Genomic DNA, 18,048 nt, shown 5'->3' with positions numbered 1-18,048 from the left:
GGTCTTTTCTGTATCCTTATTAAAGAGCGACTATGAAAGAATATAACCTTTCTATTAAAGATTGGGCGTTAGTGATAATCATTAGCACCCTTATGATGTCAGTTTTTTTTAGTTTAGGTTTGTTCGCGTTACAAAACCAATTCAGAAAGGAACTAGACCAACAAGTCGATCAAGCATTAACCAAAATACAAGATGTAGTAAAAGAAGCACAAGTCACCTTATTGTATCTGAACTCTCTGAATGTTGTAGGTTGCGGCCCAATAACCCTAAAAGAAATGCAAAAGACGTTGTTTGATTCTCAATACATCAAAGGAATCAGCTTCAAAGAAAGCGCTAACTCAATTTGTAATGTGGGAATCCAGAATACACGGACAACGAAAAAAACATCGCCTGACTTTATCGGACCAAAAAAAATCAGTGTGTGGCTTAATACACCACTTTCCATTTTTGACTTCGAGAAAAATGCTATAACCATCGAACAAGATAAATTTACCGCGGTTATTTCAGAAGTATTTTTAAAACATCTCACGGCTATTGATGCTAGTTGGGAACTCATTTTTCTTGAGAAAGACACCAAGAGGCACATTGAAGGCACCCCTAATTTGTTTAAGGAAGTCGAGTTAGGACGACATGCTAATGACATCAACGCATTAAAGTGTTCTGACAGCATCAGCTACTGTTTTGCAATCTCTTCAACCAAGAAGCTGTTTTACAAAACATCCAGCACCATGATTTTCATCTGGTTTATTTGCTCATTTCTCATCTTCATCATTTCTTTTATCTTGTTGTTGGTGTTCTTTGAAAGGTATCGTTCTATCGAGTCTAGAGTCATCCGTGGCATTCGAAAAAATTGCTTTTATTGTCTATATCAGCCCATTGTCGCATTAGAGAGCAGAAAAGTAGTAGGCTGTGAAGTACTAGCACGATTTAGAGACGATAAAGGCGAGCTGTCCCCTGCAGACTTTATTCCAATCATTATAAAAAGAGGAAGGACTTGGAACTTCACGAAAAAGATCATAAACCAGTTTTCACTGGATGCTCCTCATTTAAAAAGAAGCGGAGACAACTTAAAAGTCAGTTTTAACTTTTTCGCCCAAGACATAGACTCAGGAATTATATTAGAAATCCTAGAGAAAAATTGGCTGAAAAATGAGCATTTCACCTTTGTCATCGAAGTCACCGAAGATGAAAAACTATCCAACTTATCCAGTGTAGAAGTTTTAAATAAACTCAGATCAAATGGCTATTTGATTGCTATTGACGACTTCGGAACCGGTTATTCAAACCTCAGAGAGCTCAAAGAATTTCCGTGTCACATTCTCAAAATAGACAAAACCTTTGTCTCAGAAATGGAAGATGGTGCAATTAGATCCAGCCTCATTCCCCACATCGTTGGCATCTCTAAGATGATCGATGTTGCCATTGTCGCTGAAGGAATAGAGTACGGAGAACAACAAGCGGCATTAATAAAATTAGGCATAGACTATGGTCAGGGGTACTTATTTGGCAAACCAATGAAACCTGAATATTTTAGAAAGATTTTTTTATAACACGGTTTTTGACAATGAAAACGCCCACTGATACACACTTTTTTTTGAAATCAATTGACAACTCACTGTTCTATATATAGAACGTTCATTATATAGAACAGTTTGAGAGCCAAAATGAACAAGCCCATCCTCAATTCTCTAGGCCGCAATCTACAAAATCTGCGCCTAGCACAAGGTCTATCGCTGTCCAAACTCGCCCAAGACGCCGGTATAGCAAAGTCGAACTTATCCAAAATAGAACAAGGTGACGGCAATCCTACGCTAGAAACCATTTGGCGCCTTGCCGTTCAGTTACAAGTCCCCTTTGGAGATCTTGTCGCCAGAGTCCAGTCTCCATTGGGTGAAAATGGCGTGCAAGTGAAACTCATTGACCAAGGTAGCGATAACCCGAGAGTAGACGTGTATTGGGTCTCTTGCGCACCCAACACAATAAAGCAGTCCGAACCGCACTTAACAGGCACAAAGGAATCCATCACGATCATCAGTGGGGCGATTCAAGCAGGAGAAAGTGATCGGTTGCAGCAGCTTGCCGCTGGGGAAACACTTACCTTTTCAGCAGACAAACCTCATTGTTATCAAACGGGCGACCTATGGGCCACGCTCCTGATGGTCATTACCTACCCAAAGCAGGAATCATAAATATGAGCACGACTATTCAACCCTTATTCCGCTCACCTTGGGTACAAGGAATCAAAGACGCCATCCCTCTATTGGGAGGCTATATTCCCGTCGCGATATCGTTCGGACTCATTTCCATGCAGTCTGGCTTTAGTGTGCTAGAAACCATACTGATCTCTACCTTTATCTATGCAGGAGCATCACAATTTTTATTTGTCGCCATGGTCGCTTCTGGCGCGCCTTTATGGCTAGTTGTGGTCATGACACTGCTCATCAACGCTCGACACGTGGTGTATGGCCCGAATATCGCCCCTTATCTTGATAAAGACAGCAGATGGGTCCTACTTATGCATGGATTGACCGACCAAATTTTTGCGCTGGCGCACGCACGCTTACCACAATTACCCAGCGAAGCACGAATTGGCTGGTATACAGGAGCGGCGGTATTGGCTTGGTTTAGCTGGATCGGCGGTACCGCACTGGGTGCGATCGCAGGCGGCGAATTAACGCAACGTTGGCCAATGATAAATGACATTTTACCATTTGCCTTACCTGCGCTTTTTTTGGTGCTTATTATTCCACGATGCAATAACCCACTTTGGGCTTTGACTATAGCGGCATCGGCCATAGGCGCCCTCACTTTGAAAGTACTAGGCTTCCCAAACATTGCCATTCCCGCTGCGGCCATTTGCGGCGCTGTTGTGTTCTATGCTCTAAAAAATCAACGCATTGCGACAGGTTACTAATATGAATACTTCTCTATGGATCGCTTTAGTCTGTATTACTTTGGGTACGTATTTCATTCGGGTACTGCCGTACCTTTGGATGAAACAAAAACTCGCGAAAAGCCAAAACAACGGAGCAATCAGTAACATGCCAACTTGGCTAACCGTTTTAGGGCCGACAATGATTGCTGCCATGTTTGGTACATCACTGGTGCCAGCGCATCCTGACACATTATCTTGGGTTGCCACCGCCGTCGGGACATTGACCACTTTTCTCGTGTGGACAAGAACTCGATCTATGGGCTGGCCAATACTCATTGGCGTCATGGTATTTGGCGTGATAACACTCTGGTTTTAAGAAAAACAACAAGACAAATATGAAGTACATCATTAATACGATGGCCTTAATCTTTTATCACTGTTGTTTTAGAAAAAGGTTGGCAAAGATAGGGCGTCAGTAAAACACCCTCGCCTCATTGAACCACTTACTTAGCTATGGATCAAACTTCACCAAAACCCTCTTTGCCGAATTCACTCAACTCCTCCCATTGAAAACGACCTTGCCAATTCGCTTCGTAATGCTCTTCTGGAAAATCATCCGGTGAACGCCCTTTTTTAAAATTTTCCGCACACTGCTGAGCGTAGCGACGATTCTTTTCGCAACCTGGTGCTGCAGGTATGTACATAACATTTCCCCAACCTTGCTGATTCTTAACCGGGGCAACACCATGAATCAAGTCACAATGCCACCACACCGAATCTCCCGCTGTCAGATCCGGAATTAGCGCTTTAGCCCGCAATAGTAAACTGTGCCATTTTTCATCAACAGGAAGAACTCGACGTGGTGAGACACCACATAACTCATCTTCTGCCACGTCTTCCAGTAAAGGTCGTACCAGTAAATACGCCATCGCGGCAGGCAGTGGAATAGTAAACAAAACCCCTTGATCGTGCTTTATGTCACACAATGCTGTCCAACCTTGAAAAGTGCGAAACGCAGAACACTTTGTTGTCCCTCCTTCGTACTCGTTAACATCAGGGCGATACGCTGCATCCCAAGGGTCATACAATTCGTATTGACCAGCCAAAATGTGACGAAATACCTGCTGATAAGCTGGCAATAACCAACGTTCCAACGCTCCAGAGTCGGTATGAGGCCCAAGACCATTTGACGTTGTCCCTGGTGGACGGCGACGTACACGATCAGGATAAATATAGCTCACCGTTGGATCGAACCATCGCCGCCCTTCGGATTCCACTTTCCAAAAGCCATTCAAAAAGTGTTGCACTTCATGCATGCGATGACTTTGTCGAGCCTCCATTTGCGAAGATGACCAATAAATAGGAAAAATCTCTGGTCTCGACGCACTCAATGTTCCAAAAAAATCATCGCCTGGGCCACGATATTGGTTGTCGAAATCATTTCTATCTACGTACTCCACCAAAGCCTCGTCCCACTGCTGAGCTTGTTCAGGTGAAAAATGCCCCCGAATAACTGCGCATCCCCGTTTTTTGATCAACGCTGTTATTGACTCTGGCACCGTTTGCCTGTGAATTTGTTCGTAGGTTATTTCTGGCCAAACACTCTTTCCTTGAGCCTGACTGCGTTCGATGTCTTCAATCTCATTTTCTAAGTCCGCCATAATTGTCGCCATCAACGCAGGCACGTCTCCGATTGACTCTCGCCATTTGACTTTCATTTCTCGTATGGACCGCTGCACATCACTTGGTAATACGCTATGCGAGGAATATGGGAGCTTTTTAATTGTTGTCAAGGCACACCTCAAAATAAATAAGTAAAGTTTCCTAACTTGTTAAATCAGATTAACCTTGAGCAACCTTCAAGTAAAGTAAAATCTTTCTATCAACATCAAGGACAACCTCATTGCCAAAAACAATTGCGCATAAACCTAGCAGTTTAGCGATGAATACCGACCGCGCCTTTATTGACTGTCTTCGCCATCAAGGCGTACTGTCCAGAGCGGCAATTGCTAGTCAAACAGGAATATCTAAGCCCACCATTTCAGAGTCAGCTCAACGGCTTCTGGCACGCCAAGTGATTGTCGAATGCCACAAAAAGGACACCAAGTCATCAAAAAGACCCTCAGTGCTGTACGAAATAAATAAACAACGTGGTGCATCACTCGCCATTGTGCTCGACGATGTTTCCATACAATTGACACTGTCCGACTTACAAGGAAATGAATGTCAGTCTCGTCACTTAACCTACTCTGAAGGACGAACTTCAGCCGAATATACAAAGGATTTACTGACCGCCATTAAAGGAATAATGATAAATACAACACCGCCTTTATTATCTATTGGCCTATCTGTTGCCGACCCTATTCACCCAAAAGATGGCAGTGTCGTGAGAATGCCCAACTCTCCATTTCCAGTTGCCCAAGACATCCATTTTATCCAACAACTTGAAGATGCATTTCATTGCTCCGTTGTAATCGACAACGATGTAAATTGGGCAACCCTGTTTGAACGGGAGATAACCCAATTGGACAATTTCATCTACGTATTTCTTGGACGAGGCATTGGCTGCGGACTGTTTTTTGAACGCAAACTAATTCGAGGACACAACGGCATGGCAGGGGAAATTGGCTATGTAACGCTAAAAAACGGCAAGCATTTATTAGAAAGTTGCTATCAGGGGACGACAATCAATAACGCCCTATTAAAACCGGGAAATATAGACAGACAGCTGATTGAAGAAATAACTGAAGCGATTCGTTTAACGTGCCAAATAACACATCCCGAAACGTTGATACTAGGAGGACCAATTGCCGTTGATCCGGCAAATTATTTTGCCATTGCCGCGCAACTTAACATTGCTCTACCAAACATAAGCATTCAATTAAGTCAGGCTCCGGATAACGCGTCGTTAGCGGGAGCAGCAATAGGCGCACATCAACTGGCTTTGCTTTCACTTGGATTAATTGATGAAGACAATAACATCGCCCAACTGGGTTTTTATCGACTCTATGAACACAACACTGTGGCCAAACTAGACTGATTTTAGTTGGTTGCGGGAGCCGCTTTCTTTGAACTTCGGGTTATGAGCCCGACGAACTACCAGACTGCTCCATACCGCGACATGGTAAGCTATTGATATAAATAACTTATTTAAAGAAATGAAAGATGAAATATGTAACCAAAATAGAGTGGTTCTAATTGGTTGCGGGAGCCGGATTCGAACCAACGACCTTCGGGTTATGAGCCCGACGAGCTACCAGACTGCTCCATCCCGCGACATGATAAGCTATTGATATAAATAACTTATTTAAAGAAATGAAAGATAAAATACGTAACCAAAATAGAGTGGCTCTAATTGGTTGCGGGAGCCGGATTCGAACCAACGACCTTCGGGTTATGAGCCCGACGAGCTACCAGACTGCTCCATCCCGCGACATACTAAACTATAGATTTAGCTTAGACTTTATCTTCTTTAACTTTCAAATGTTGTGACTAAATTAAATTGAATGGTTGCGGGAGCCGGATTCGAACCAACGACCTTCGGGTTATGAGCCCGACGAGCTACCAGACTGCTCCATCCCGCGACAAATTAATTCTTTCAAAAATCACTAACAATTTCGTTTGATTAGTTGGTTGCGGGAGCCGGATTCGAACCAACGACCTTCGGGTTATGAGCCCGACGAGCTACCAGACTGCTCCATCCCGCGACTAATCTTCGTTACCAAAAAAACGCTTTGCAGTTAATTGAAACCTGCAACCCTTGCTAACGAGGTGCGTATTATAGGCACATTAATATAAGAGTCAAGCCCTGCAAGAGAACAACACGATAATAGTTGAAAATAAATCTTTCCCCCTCATTATGTAGTGTAACTAAGCTCGTCTAGCAAACACTATGCAGAGTGCGTTAATCAATCCTTTTTGTGACGACAATCGTAACTGAAGATCAAGATACAGATAAGACTAATACGTTAGGAGGCATTCATGCCCAGCAACATTGAAGCTATTCTTAAAAAATCAGCGATTCCCGCTGAAGCCGACGCCCTACCTGGCAGAAGCACACCTTTAACAATCTCAGGGGTACACGCCGTTAACAGCGAACCTTTTGTACGAGCAGAAAACCCTAATGAATCCGACGTCACTTTAGGCATGGGATGTTTCTGGGGTGCCGAACGCAAGCTATGGAACACTCCTGGCGTTATCGTCACCTCGGTTGGCTATGCTGGCGGCTTTACACCCAATCCAACCTACGAAGAAGTGTGTTCAGGCCAAACAGGACACAGCGAAGTCGTGCAAGTTGTGTTTGATACTTCTATTATCTCTCTAGAAGGCGTGCTCAAGGTATTCTGGGAAAATCACGATCCGACACAAGGCATGCGACAAGGCAACGACATAGGTAGCCAATATCGATCAGTCATTTACACAACCAATGATAAAGATATAGAAATCGTGGAAGCCAGCAAAGCCGCCTTTCAAAAAGAACTACTCGGTGCAGGCCACGGTATGATCACCACCGAAATTGAGCCACTCGATACCTACTACTTTGCTGAAGAGTATCACCAACAATATCTTCACAAGAACCCGAACGGTTACTGCGGACTAGCAGGAACGGGGGTGAGCTGCCCTATCGGCTTAGGCGTGTAATGTTTAAGTAATAGGAAAATCACTTTCTAAACAGAACAAGTTACAAAAACGAAAAAAAGGCCGAATCGCAAAACGATTCGGCCTTTTTTAGTAACGTCTATTTAGACCCAGATTAACCATCGATATTGATGTTGTACTCTTGGTCGTTGTAGATGACCTTGATGGAGTCTGCAGTGGTGACGCTACCACTGTCATTGGAGTCAAGATCCGAGCTTGTTCCAAAACTAACAACATCATCGCCATCAACTTTCATCTTACCATCCTTGATTTCAACATGTTGATTCAAATAAGCCGTTACAGCGTCTTGGTCTGCACTATTCACATCACTAGGCAGTGTCAGCAAATCGCTTATATCCAATGCATCTTCAGAGGAATTGAAGTCCGTAATGGTATCCACACCATCATCAGTCAAAATAAACAAATCTTGACCGGCACCACCCGTCATCGTGTCTTGACCCTGTCCTCCAATAAGCACGTCGTTACCATCACCACCAAATAATGTATCTGTACCGTCGCCACCAAGTAAGAAGTCGTCGCCGCCACCGCCATATAGTTTGTCTTGGCCTGCACCACCGTCTAATCGATCAGAAGAACTACCAGAACTATTAGAAGTGGTTTGCTCACCCCCATATAGTTTATCGTCGCCATCCCCACCTTCAAGCCAATCAGATCCACTGCCACCAATTAGCGTATCTTGTGAATTCATACCTTTAATATGATCATCACCAGCATTACCATCTATGGTGTCACTATTACTCGTCCCTGTTATATCTGATCCATCATCACCATCATTCCATGTCGTTGTATTGTTTGCCTGAAGCGAGTCTGGCGTTGCATCTTCAATGCCTGTATTAGATTCAAACCATGCAAGATTAGAGTCTAAATTGGACGCTACGTTTTCGAAGAAAGTACTCATATTCAAATGCAATGTACTTACTGCCGAGTCACCGTCAGCATCGGTGACAGTGTAGGTAAAATCAATGACTCCATTGCCAGCGTCAAACTCCTCGTATTGATAAAATTCCCAAAGGCCTGTTGCTGGAGTAAGGTGAACTTCATACACGACAGTGCCATTAGAATCTATCGCTGTAATAGTATTACCATCTGTAGATACATTAACTGTAACAGCCCTACCGTTTGATGTGCCAGCTTCACCAGATGTAAGACTAATAGATCCCAATCCATCTGCACCAAAATCTCCAACAATCTTACCTGATGCAGTAGAGATAGGCTCACTGCTTGAGCTACCACCCAGGGTAATAGACTTAATTGAAAAGTCACTATTATCACTACCAGCACTGTTTCCATTGGCGGTTGCTTCGAATACGATCTTATCAAACCCACCCTCTGAAACAGAAAAATTAGTCGCATAATCTCCACTATTTTGGTCAGAGCTAAAAGTCTGAGTCGCAATTAGCTCACCATCGCGGTAGAAATACGCAACGCCCGATTCGAGTTCACCGCCATACATATCTGTGAATTCAACACTAGCGGAATAAGCAACCTCGCCCTCACCTAATGAAACGATGATTTGCTCAGATGACCATTGACCATCATTGTAGACATAATCAATTTCACCATCATATCGGGCTTCTTGATGGTAAGTGGTTCCATGATCTTTAGAATGATTGACATCATAAGAAGCCACACCAATACCATTGTCATCACTGTAAACCCAAGCCTGATCACTGCCTGCAACACCTTTAGCAGTAATAGTTATAGTGCCACCAGTGCTTGAATCAGAAAGGCAAATAGAGTTCTTATAACCTTCATTGGTTGCAAGATTAAAAGTTCCATTGACCGTTGCATCATTCCCTTCCCCTAAAATGGTTGAATAATACAAATCCGCCGAACTTTCAGGCGCATCATCCTCTACAACAACAGAAACATTCTGCTGAGTAGACACCGCCCCTGAACCATCCGTAGCAACAATACCAAAATCAATAGAAAGCGAATCTTCACTTGTAGGATCAGCATGATCTACCGAGCCAGTCAATGTCGCTGTATACGTTGCCTTACCATCAACCACATCCGTAATACTGATGGTGACAATAGTGTCGTCGCCAGCACTACCGACCAAATCACCATCACCATTGATTGCCCAAGTTATTTCAACGCCATTAGATGTGTAAACAGCTGTAGGAGCAACCAGCGACATACTAAACGTAGCTGAATCAATATCCGAAATCGAAACAGTACCAGATGCCTCAACTGGCTGTTCAGAATCACTGTTACCGTTTTCAAGCCCTTCTTCTGACACGGTTACAAACTCAGAATCACCAGAAGTGATTGATATGACAGGGGCGTCATTCACAGCGTACACAGTCACAAGGATATCTTTCGAAATCTCTGCCGTATCCGCATTACTCGTCTCAGTAGCTGTGGCAGTCAAACTAACAGTGAAGGTTCCATTGTAATTTTCTGGCGCCTGCAAAGTAACATTGGTGAAGTCTGTCTCATTACCAACATCAACCGTTTCATTTTCGTCAAATACGTATTCTTTACCGTCAATGGTAATAATCGTTCCTTCAGGCGCGCCAGAAAGAACGGTATTTAATGTTTCCGATCCATCTTGATCTGCCAAACTGATGGTGAAGGCCTCTAATTGAACTGAGGAGTCTTCATAACCAGAATTCAACATTAAGTAATGGTCAACGGTGACCCCATCTTCTTCATAAACCGCTTCGCCAACATTTGGAATAGTGGACTGGACTTCCCAGACTTTACTAGACATCTATTAACGTTAAAATCTAGTTAAATAAGAGGTGTTTTATGAAGTCCAAACGTTACCCCGAAGAATTTAAAAGAGAAGCGGTTAAACAAGTGACAGAGCGTGGTTATTCTGTTGTTGAAGTCGCTCAACGGCTCGATACAACCACCCATAGTTTATACGCTTGGATCAAAAAGTATGGAGAGCCACAGTCTCAACCATCCGAAAACATTGATTTAGCCTCTGAGAACGCTCGACTCAAGTCTGAACTGAGACGAATCACGGAGGAGCGTGACATTCTAAAAAAGGCCGCAAGGTACTTTGCCAACAACCCAGAGTAAAGTACGCCTTTGTTCGAGATCACCAAAAAGAGCATTCTGTTCAATTGATGTGTCACGTCTTTAAAATTCATCGAAGCGGTTATTATGCTTGGTTGAAAAAGCCACTGTCTGATCGGGCCATTGAAGATCTAAGACTTTTAGAGAAGATTCGAGAATGCCACATTGCAAGTGGTGGCACCTATGGAAGTCCATGGATACATCGAGATCTTCGTGATGAGGGAGAATCCTGTAGCGTACATCGTGTTGCCAAGATCATGCGTAATAACAAGATTAAGGCCCAGATTGGCTATAAACGTCGCCATATTCAAGGCGGTAAAGTAGGCAAGATTGCTGACAACATATTGAAGCGTCAGTTTAACCCTGATGCCCCTAATAAAGCGTGGGTAAGTGATATCACCTACGTTAGGACCCATGAAGGTTTTTTGTACGTCGCGACTGTTATCGACTTATTTTCCCGACGTGTTGTTGGATGGTCAATGGATAAAATGATGGATCGTCATCTGGTCATTAATGCTCTACTAATGGCCATCTGGCAGCGTAAACCTAAAGGTGAAGTGTTGGTTCACAGCGATCAGGGGAGCCAATATGCGAGCTCTGACTATCTTGCTTTTATGAAGGCTCATAATTTAGCACCATCAATGAGCCGTCGAGGAAATTGTCATGATAATGCGGTGGCAGAAAGCTTTTTTGCGACTTTCAAGAAGAGGGTGACAAAACGAAAGATCTACTCGACACGAGAGGAAGCGAAAGGTGAAATATTTAATTTTATTGAGATGTTCTACAATCCGATAAAACGACATTCGCATACCGGTGGCGTGTCACCTGCTAAGTTCGAAGAAAAGTATTTTTTAGAAGTTCCTACTGTCTAGCAAACTCTGGGAAGTCCAGACGTTGGGTACATAGAAAAAGAGTCTGTGCCAAATACTTGGGAATCACCGCCATTAATACTCACAGCGAGATTAATAAAACCATCACCATTTTGATTATGGTAAGCAATTTCAACAGGGTAATAACCTGACTCAGAGACCGTTAATACACTGGATTCAATTGCTGTATTTCCATTATCCCACTGAGCCTCCGCAACCAAATCACCACCGACTTTCACATAAAAACTATCATCAGCATTTCCTGAGAAGCTATATGATGAACCGGCTTCTAAATAGACATACGTTGTCGCAACAGCAAGCGTTCCCTGTTGAATACCGTTAATTGAAGAGACTTCCCCAATAACGCCACTGTAATCAGATGATTTAGTATTCTGCGTTGATTCTAGCAATGCAGTCAGCTGCTCAACACTTGCACCATTACCATCAAAGTCTGCCACACCGTCACCATTTGCATCCCCCGCATAAACACCACTCCAGAAAGAGTAGGCAATACCTGGAGAGCTACTATTACTAGACTCAGTAATAATTGGAGCATCCGCCACGGCATTCACAGTAACACTAACCGTCGCAGTATCTGTGGAACCATCGGTGTCTTTTACATCGTAGTCAAAATTGATATCACCACTGAAGTCAGCTGCTGGCTCGAACGTCATTTCACCCGTGGCCGCGATCACGACACTGCCATTGTTAACACTGATCGTTTGCGCTTCGCCGGTTAATTCAACGCCGTTGATCGCCGTAACTTCCAATCCTCCATCTGGCGCACTGTCATTATCGATTAGATTCAGCGTAATGCTGCCGTCTTCGGCAACCGTCACAGAGTCATTTACCGCGTCAACCGCATCATCCACTGCATTCACGGTCACACTGACCGTTGCTGTGTCAGTCGTTGTACCATCACTAACCGAATAGGTAATCGTGGCCTCACCATTGAAATTTGCTGCAGGTGTAAACTCTAGCTTACCGTCAACAATCGTGACCGTACCCTGTGACGCTGACACGTCTGCACCCGTTATGGTTAAAGTTGGACTGTCGAAATCCACATCATTAGCAAGTACATCAATAGTAATCGCGGCACTGTCCTCGTCAGTTGTTGCCTCATCATCATGAGCATGTGGAGCAAACAAGGCTTCTTTAGAATAAACAACCCCATCAAACGAGAACGATTCGAAGTCAATGAAGGTATTGGTATCACCTTGATCGTCAACAATAACGACATTACCAGCATCATCTAATGTTATAGATTGCATTTCTGAAAGCGCAGAAGAGAACACAGCTTTATCATTACCTGCACCACCATCAACCGTGAGAGAGTCAGAGTCGTCATTGACATCAACTGTGACGGTATCGTTGCCACTACCTAGCAACACAAAATCATCACCGGTTTCTGTACTCACACTTGTCCAATCACCATGCCAGTAATGAACAATATTAGAATCTCCGCTGACATTACCCGCAGTGTCCGTTTGAGTCACTTTGAAGAACTCATTGTCGTTCACTGGTGTTTCAGAAAGACTTGAAACATCCAACGACCAAGTCCCATCACTAGATACCGTCGTGGTAACACTGGTTAACTCTGTGTATTCACCTGTTTGAGTATCGTTACCAGCCGTTGTTGAGTTAGCAATAACCCACAATGTAATAACAGCACCAACCTCACCAGTACCGTGCAAAGTCACCTTAGAGTAATCAGATGATGCAGAGTCATCAGTGATATTTGTGATGACAGGGAGTGCTACATTTAGATCGACTGAGTAGTTAAGACCTCCACCAGTTTCAATGATAATGGTATTACCAGCATCATCTTCAAACTCTGCTGTTACCTGTAATTTATGATCAGAATCACTAGCTAAATCGGAACCAGTAACGTCTAAAGAAAAACCTCCATCGCTCTGAATGTCTTCAGCTTTAACAGTGTATTCATGACCATTGACCGTAACGACAATATCCTTAGCATTAGTGTCATCTTCAACAGCAAAGATGCCAGTTAAAGTAACCGTTCCCTGAGACTCAATAGCATTAACGATGTCATCCTCTGTAACGTCATCAAAATACAAAACAGCAGTTATAGTTGTGTCTAAAATAGCAGAATTAGTAACATTCCCTTCATTTCCTGCTGAATCAACAACAGACATTGAAACGGTTAATGAGCCATCAACCAAACTAGCTAAATCAAGCCATTCGACAGATACATTACCTTCGCTATCCACAGATATAGCATCAACAGAAACCGATAATGCATTAGCTGGATTCGCACTATCCGTGATCACAATACCAACTACTGTAGCTCCTAACTCAACCTTACCAGCCAAATTTGTAGCTCCACTTTCAGTTTTGTTTAAATAGATATCACCATTAGTCTCGAATGTAATTGTATTAACACCATCTCCATCTACTGGAGCCGTGTTATCCACTGTCACGTTTTGCGTGGTCGTGCTTTCGTTGCCCGCAACATCGACCGCTTTGATGCTCAAGCTGTTTGAACCTTCCGGCAACGCATTCTCGATCGCGATGGTGTAATTACCATTGGCATCCGCCGTGCCTGTCGCAGTCTGAGGTTGACCCTCTGCATCCGTGTACGTGATCGTCACGGTCGCACCCGCTTCTGTCACACCACTAATGTCTGGCGTCGCATCGTTCGTAATCGTGTCGTCGTTCGAACCACTGTTCGTCGCATCCGTGATGTCCGACGTCAAGCCGCTCACAGAGGTATCCACTGTCACGTTTTGCGTGGTCGTGCTTTCGTTGCCCGCAACATCGACCGCTTTGATGCTCAAGCTGTTTGAACCTTCCGGCAACGCATTCTCGATCGCGATGGTGTAATTACCATTGGCATCCGCCGTGCCTGTCGCAGTCTGAGGTTGACCCTCTGCATCCGTGTACGTGATCGTCACGGTCGCACCCGCTTCTGTCACACCACTAATGTCTGGCGTCGCATCGTTCGTAATCGTGTCGTCGTTCGAACCACTGTTCGTCGCATCCGTGATGTCCGACGTCAAGCCGCTCACAGAGGTATCCACTGTCACGTTTTGCGTGGTCGTGCTTTCGTTGCCCGCAACATCGACCGCTTTGATGCTCAAGCTGTTTGAACCTTCCGGCAACGCATTCTCGATCGCGATGGTGTAATTACCATTGGCATCCGCCGTGCCTGTCGCAGTCTGAGGTTGACCCTCTGCATCCGTGTACGTGATCGTCACGGTCGCACCCGCTTCTGTCACACCACTAATGTCTGGCGTCGCATCGTTCGTAATCGTGTCGTCGTTCGAACCACTGTTCGTCGCATCCGTGATGTCCGACGTCAAGCCGCTCACAGAGGTATCCACTGTCACGTTTTGCGTGGTCGTGCTTTCGTTGCCCGCAACATCGACCGCTTTGATGCTCAAGCTGTTTGAACCTTCCGGCAACGCATTCTCGATCGCGATGGTGTAATTACCATTGGCATCCGCCGTGCCTGTCGCAGTCTGAGGTTGACCCTCTGCATCCGTGTACGTGATCGTCACGGTCGCACCCGCTTCTGTCACACCACTAATGTCTGGCGTCGCATCGTTCGTAATCGTGTCGTCGTTCGAACCACTGTTCGTCGCATCCGTGATGTCCGACGTCAAGCCGCTCACAGAGGTATCCACTGTCACGTTTTGCGTGGTCGTGCTTTCGTTGCCCGCAACATCGACCGCTTTGATGCTCAAGCTGTTTGAACCTTCCGGCAACGCATTCTCGATCGCGATGGTGTAATTACCATTGGCATCCGCCGTGCCTGTCGCAGTCTGAGGTTGACCCTCTGCATCCGTGTACGTGATCGTCACGGTCGCACCCGCTTCTGTCACACCACTAATGTCTGGCGTCGCATCGTTCGTAATCGTGTCGTCGTTCGAACCACTGTTCGTCGCATCCGTGATGTCCGACGTCAAGCCGCTCACAGAGGTATCCACTGTCACGTTTTGCGTGGTCGTGCTTTCGTTGCCCGCAACATCGACCGCTTTGATGCTCAAGCTGTTTGAACCTTCCGGCAACGCATTCTCGATCGCGATGGTGTAATTACCATTGGCATCCGCCGTGCCTGTCGCAGTCTGAGGTTGACCCTCTGCATCCGTGTACGTGATCGTCACGGTCGCACCCGCTTCTGTCACACCACTAATGTCTGGCGTCGCATCGTTCGTAATCGTGTCGTCGTTCGAACCACTGTTCGTCGCATCCGTGATGTCCGACGTCAAGCCGCTCACAGAGGTATCCATGATAGCACTGTCAGAGCCTTTCTCTGACACGTTGCCAGCTTTGTCGGTAATCGTTGTTTCAACGGTCAACGTCGCGCCTTCTGCTGGCGCCGCTACCGTCGTCAACACTTCGCCCGCTTCGATTTGAGCCGCTGTTAACGTGATGGTCTCGCCGTTCACCGTCAACTTGTCGCCTTCAACCGCATTGGTGCCCGTTAGAGAGATGGTCACGTTCACGTCACCATCTAGCTCGGCTGCGCTGATGTAGCCGTTGTCGTTCACATCTTCTGTGATAGTCACGCCTGGCGCACTCGCTGCCGTCGTATCCAACGTCGCACTGTCTGAACCTGTACCAGACTCGTTGCCCGCCGCATCCGTTTGTGTCGCCGTGACTGTGATCTGCGCACCTTCCGCCACGCTTTCTGTCCACGTGATCGTGCCCGTCTCTGCGTCGTAGCTGTAAGTGGCATTGTCAGTCAGATCGCCTGCTGTCAACGTCACGGTGTTATCGCTATCGCCATTACCGATGCTCAACGTCACTGATCCGCCTGCCGCAAGATCCGCCGCATTCACCGCCACACTCACTTGGACGTTGTTATTGCCCAACTCGTCTTTGCTGATCAAACCATCGTCATTCGTATCGTCAACGATACTAACCGTTGGCGCGCTCGCTGCTGTGGTATCAACTTGGTAATTTGAGTTAGCAGTTACAACAAGAATATTTCCTGCATTGTCGCTCAGAGTAATTGTTGCATCGATACGTCTATCTGAATCTTGGGCAAGATCACTACCAGCAACATCTATGCTAAACAAACGATTAGTAACGGAGCCAGAATACTCTTTACCATTTACAGTAAGAGTAACTATATCGCCATTTTTCACATCCCCAGAAACAATCCCAGTAATAGCTACAGTACCTTGAGCTTCAGCAGCAGAAATAATGTCATCCGATGTAACATCTGATATAGACATTCGTCCATTAATATCAACATCAACCGTATGAGTCGAAGTACCAACACTATTAACCGTGTTACCAGCATCATCAGAAGACGTCACAACCACATCGAACTCTGTGTCTGCCGCAAGATCAGAACCCGCCACATCGACAGACCAGTTTCCTGAAGCATCGACCGTTGTGTTATAAACGTTGCCGTTGATGGTCATCGTAACTGCATCGCCTTCTGCGATGTCGCCACCTGTCGCCGTACCTGTTACGGTCACTGTGCCTGCCGCTTCATTCGCGTTAATCACGTCATCAGACGTGATCGCATTCACTGTCACCGTGCCTTCATTGGCCACTGTATCCAAAGTAACGACGACAGGAGAAGAAGTTGACGTATTACCAGAAGAGTCGGTCACTTTGATCGTAAGGCTGTTTGTGCCTTCCGTTAAATCACCCACTTCCGCGGTAAAGGTTTGCAAGCCGTCCACTGCTGTTGTGCTGTTTATCAGCGTGTCGCCGTTATAGATTTGCACCAAGACAACATCGCTATCAATGTTGCTTAATGTGAACGTAGCTGTAGTGTCATTAGTGAGCAGATCTGAGTTAGACTCACCTGTATCGCTACTAGTAGCTAAACTGATTGTAGGGGTGGAAACGCTTGTATCGGATGTCGTCGTGTCTGAAGAAGAATTACGGGTAGTATTCTGCTGTGTTGTTGTCACATTTTCTTGTCTAGAACCATAACTGCCTTGACCGTTCGTATCATAGCCAAAGCCTGGCAGGGAAGATGAGTAATCAGTGTCATTACCGCCGCTAATTCCGCCAAGAGCACCTGTACGTTGAACATCAACATCCACTCGCTGCTGTTCGCCTTGTGTTTCACCTGCGGCAGGCGCGTCTTGAACTAAAGTAGGGTCATCACCTGCAAGAATAGCATTTTGCAACGCATCAATATCCGTTGATGAGTCAGCAACAAGGTCTTGGTTATCACCCGAGTTGTAAATTTCATCTGTTATTTCTACAACAGAGTCTCCACCAATTACGACTTCTGTTCCGTCAATAAAGGCAATGGTGACACTGCTGTTAGCGCCTGTCACAACCGTCTCACCGAAGAATATAGGATCACCGATTTTGACAACGCGCTCTTGCCCGTCGATTGACTGAATCGTTACCGAACCGCTTAGCTTAGATATAAAACCGATCGCGTTACCTAATGTGGCAAATGGTACTTGACTGTCGCTCATGATGCTTTCCCTAAATAAAGAGACTCTATGTAAAAGTCAGAATAATTTTATAATTACTACCAAGATAGGAGATTAAAAGCCTGCTCGCTATTGTACCTTGGTACAGTCGAGGGATTTTTCTGCTTATTGAGTCATTTTAGGCGCTGATTGCACTGATCATTTGTTCTGCCTGCGCATCAGTTCAGACTGTCATTGC

Annotated in this window: 10 protein-coding genes and 5 tRNA genes; 7 read left to right on the top strand and 8 right to left on the bottom strand. The window is 45.2% G+C overall.

What is annotated here, in order from left to right; all coding sequences use genetic code 11:
* The first annotated feature begins 32 nt into the window (after positions 1-32).
* From AABA11_RS06540 to AABA11_RS06525, 4 genes are all read left to right on the top strand, one after another.
* Complete coding sequence (locus tag AABA11_RS06540; RefSeq protein WP_338266402.1) at positions 33-1,550, top strand: EAL domain-containing protein; 1,518 nt, start codon at positions 33-35, stop codon at positions 1,548-1,550.
* 114 nt (positions 1,551-1,664) lie between these two features.
* Positions 1,665-2,189: a helix-turn-helix domain-containing protein gene (locus AABA11_RS06535; RefSeq protein ID WP_338266400.1), complete on the top strand. Its 525-nt coding sequence runs from the start codon at positions 1,665-1,667 to the stop codon at positions 2,187-2,189.
* Positions 2,190-2,191: 2 nt separating this feature from the next.
* Positions 2,192-2,914, top strand: a complete 723-nt coding sequence (locus AABA11_RS06530) for an AzlC family ABC transporter permease (protein ID WP_265729287.1) — start codon at positions 2,192-2,194, stop codon at positions 2,912-2,914.
* A 1-nt stretch (position 2,915) separates the two neighbouring features.
* Entirely contained in the window at positions 2,916-3,251 is a 336-nt protein-coding gene (locus AABA11_RS06525; protein WP_338266398.1) for an AzlD domain-containing protein, read from the top strand.
* A 142-nt stretch (positions 3,252-3,393) separates the two neighbouring features.
* Here AABA11_RS06525 and AABA11_RS06520 read toward each other — a convergent pair whose 3' ends face one another.
* Positions 3,394-4,614: a YbiU family protein gene (locus tag AABA11_RS06520; RefSeq protein ID WP_338269636.1), complete on the bottom strand. Its 1,221-nt coding sequence runs from the start codon at positions 4,612-4,614 to the stop codon at positions 3,394-3,396.
* Between the two features lie 164 nt (positions 4,615-4,778).
* On the opposite strand from AABA11_RS06520, the gene AABA11_RS06515 reads away from it, so the two are divergent.
* The gene (locus AABA11_RS06515; RefSeq protein ID WP_338266396.1) at positions 4,779-5,915 is read left to right on the top strand and encodes an ROK family protein; all 1,137 of its coding nucleotides are present in this window, start codon (positions 4,779-4,781) and stop codon (positions 5,913-5,915) included.
* Between the two features lie 7 nt (positions 5,916-5,922).
* Here AABA11_RS06515 and AABA11_RS06510 read toward each other — a convergent pair.
* The 5 genes from AABA11_RS06510 to AABA11_RS06490 form a co-directional block, all read right to left on the bottom strand.
* Positions 5,923-5,994: transfer RNA gene (locus tag AABA11_RS06510), tRNA-Met, on the bottom strand.
* An 80-nt stretch (positions 5,995-6,074) separates the two neighbouring features.
* A tRNA-Met gene (locus tag AABA11_RS06505) sits at positions 6,075-6,151 on the bottom strand.
* 80 nt (positions 6,152-6,231) lie between these two features.
* Positions 6,232-6,308, bottom strand: a tRNA-Met gene (locus tag AABA11_RS06500).
* 74 nt (positions 6,309-6,382) lie between these two features.
* A tRNA-Met gene (locus tag AABA11_RS06495) sits at positions 6,383-6,459 on the bottom strand.
* A 46-nt stretch (positions 6,460-6,505) separates the two neighbouring features.
* A tRNA-Met gene (locus AABA11_RS06490) sits at positions 6,506-6,582 on the bottom strand.
* 274 nt (positions 6,583-6,856) lie between these two features.
* On the opposite strand from AABA11_RS06490, the gene msrA reads away from it, so the two are divergent.
* Positions 6,857-7,516, top strand: coding sequence for a peptide-methionine (S)-S-oxide reductase MsrA (gene msrA / locus AABA11_RS06485; protein ID WP_338266394.1), 660 nt, complete (start codon positions 6,857-6,859; stop codon positions 7,514-7,516).
* 112 nt (positions 7,517-7,628) lie between these two features.
* Here msrA and AABA11_RS06480 read toward each other — a convergent pair whose 3' ends face one another.
* Positions 7,629-10,250, bottom strand: coding sequence for a hypothetical protein (locus AABA11_RS06480; protein WP_338266392.1), 2,622 nt, complete (start codon positions 10,248-10,250; stop codon positions 7,629-7,631).
* Between the two features lie 38 nt (positions 10,251-10,288).
* Between AABA11_RS06480 and AABA11_RS06475 the strand changes: the two genes are divergently transcribed.
* A protein-coding gene (locus AABA11_RS06475; protein WP_338266390.1) for an IS3 family transposase occupies positions 10,289-11,436 on the top strand; the annotation gives its coding sequence in 2 pieces (ribosomal slippage) (positions 10,289-10,526 and positions 10,526-11,436; 1,149 coding nt in all).
* On the opposite strand, the gene AABA11_RS06470 is transcribed toward AABA11_RS06475, so the two are convergent.
* Positions 11,433-17,852: an Ig-like domain-containing protein gene (locus tag AABA11_RS06470; protein WP_338266388.1), complete on the bottom strand. Its 6,420-nt coding sequence runs from the start codon at positions 17,850-17,852 to the stop codon at positions 11,433-11,435. The genes AABA11_RS06475 and AABA11_RS06470 overlap by 4 nt on opposite strands.
* Between the last annotated feature and the right edge of the window lie 196 nt (positions 17,853-18,048).

It is taken from the genome of Marinomonas pontica, assembly GCF_036322735.1.
Lineage (GTDB): Bacteria > Pseudomonadota > Gammaproteobacteria > Pseudomonadales > Marinomonadaceae > Marinomonas > Marinomonas pontica.
This window is presented reverse-complemented; position numbering and strand designations above follow the sequence as displayed.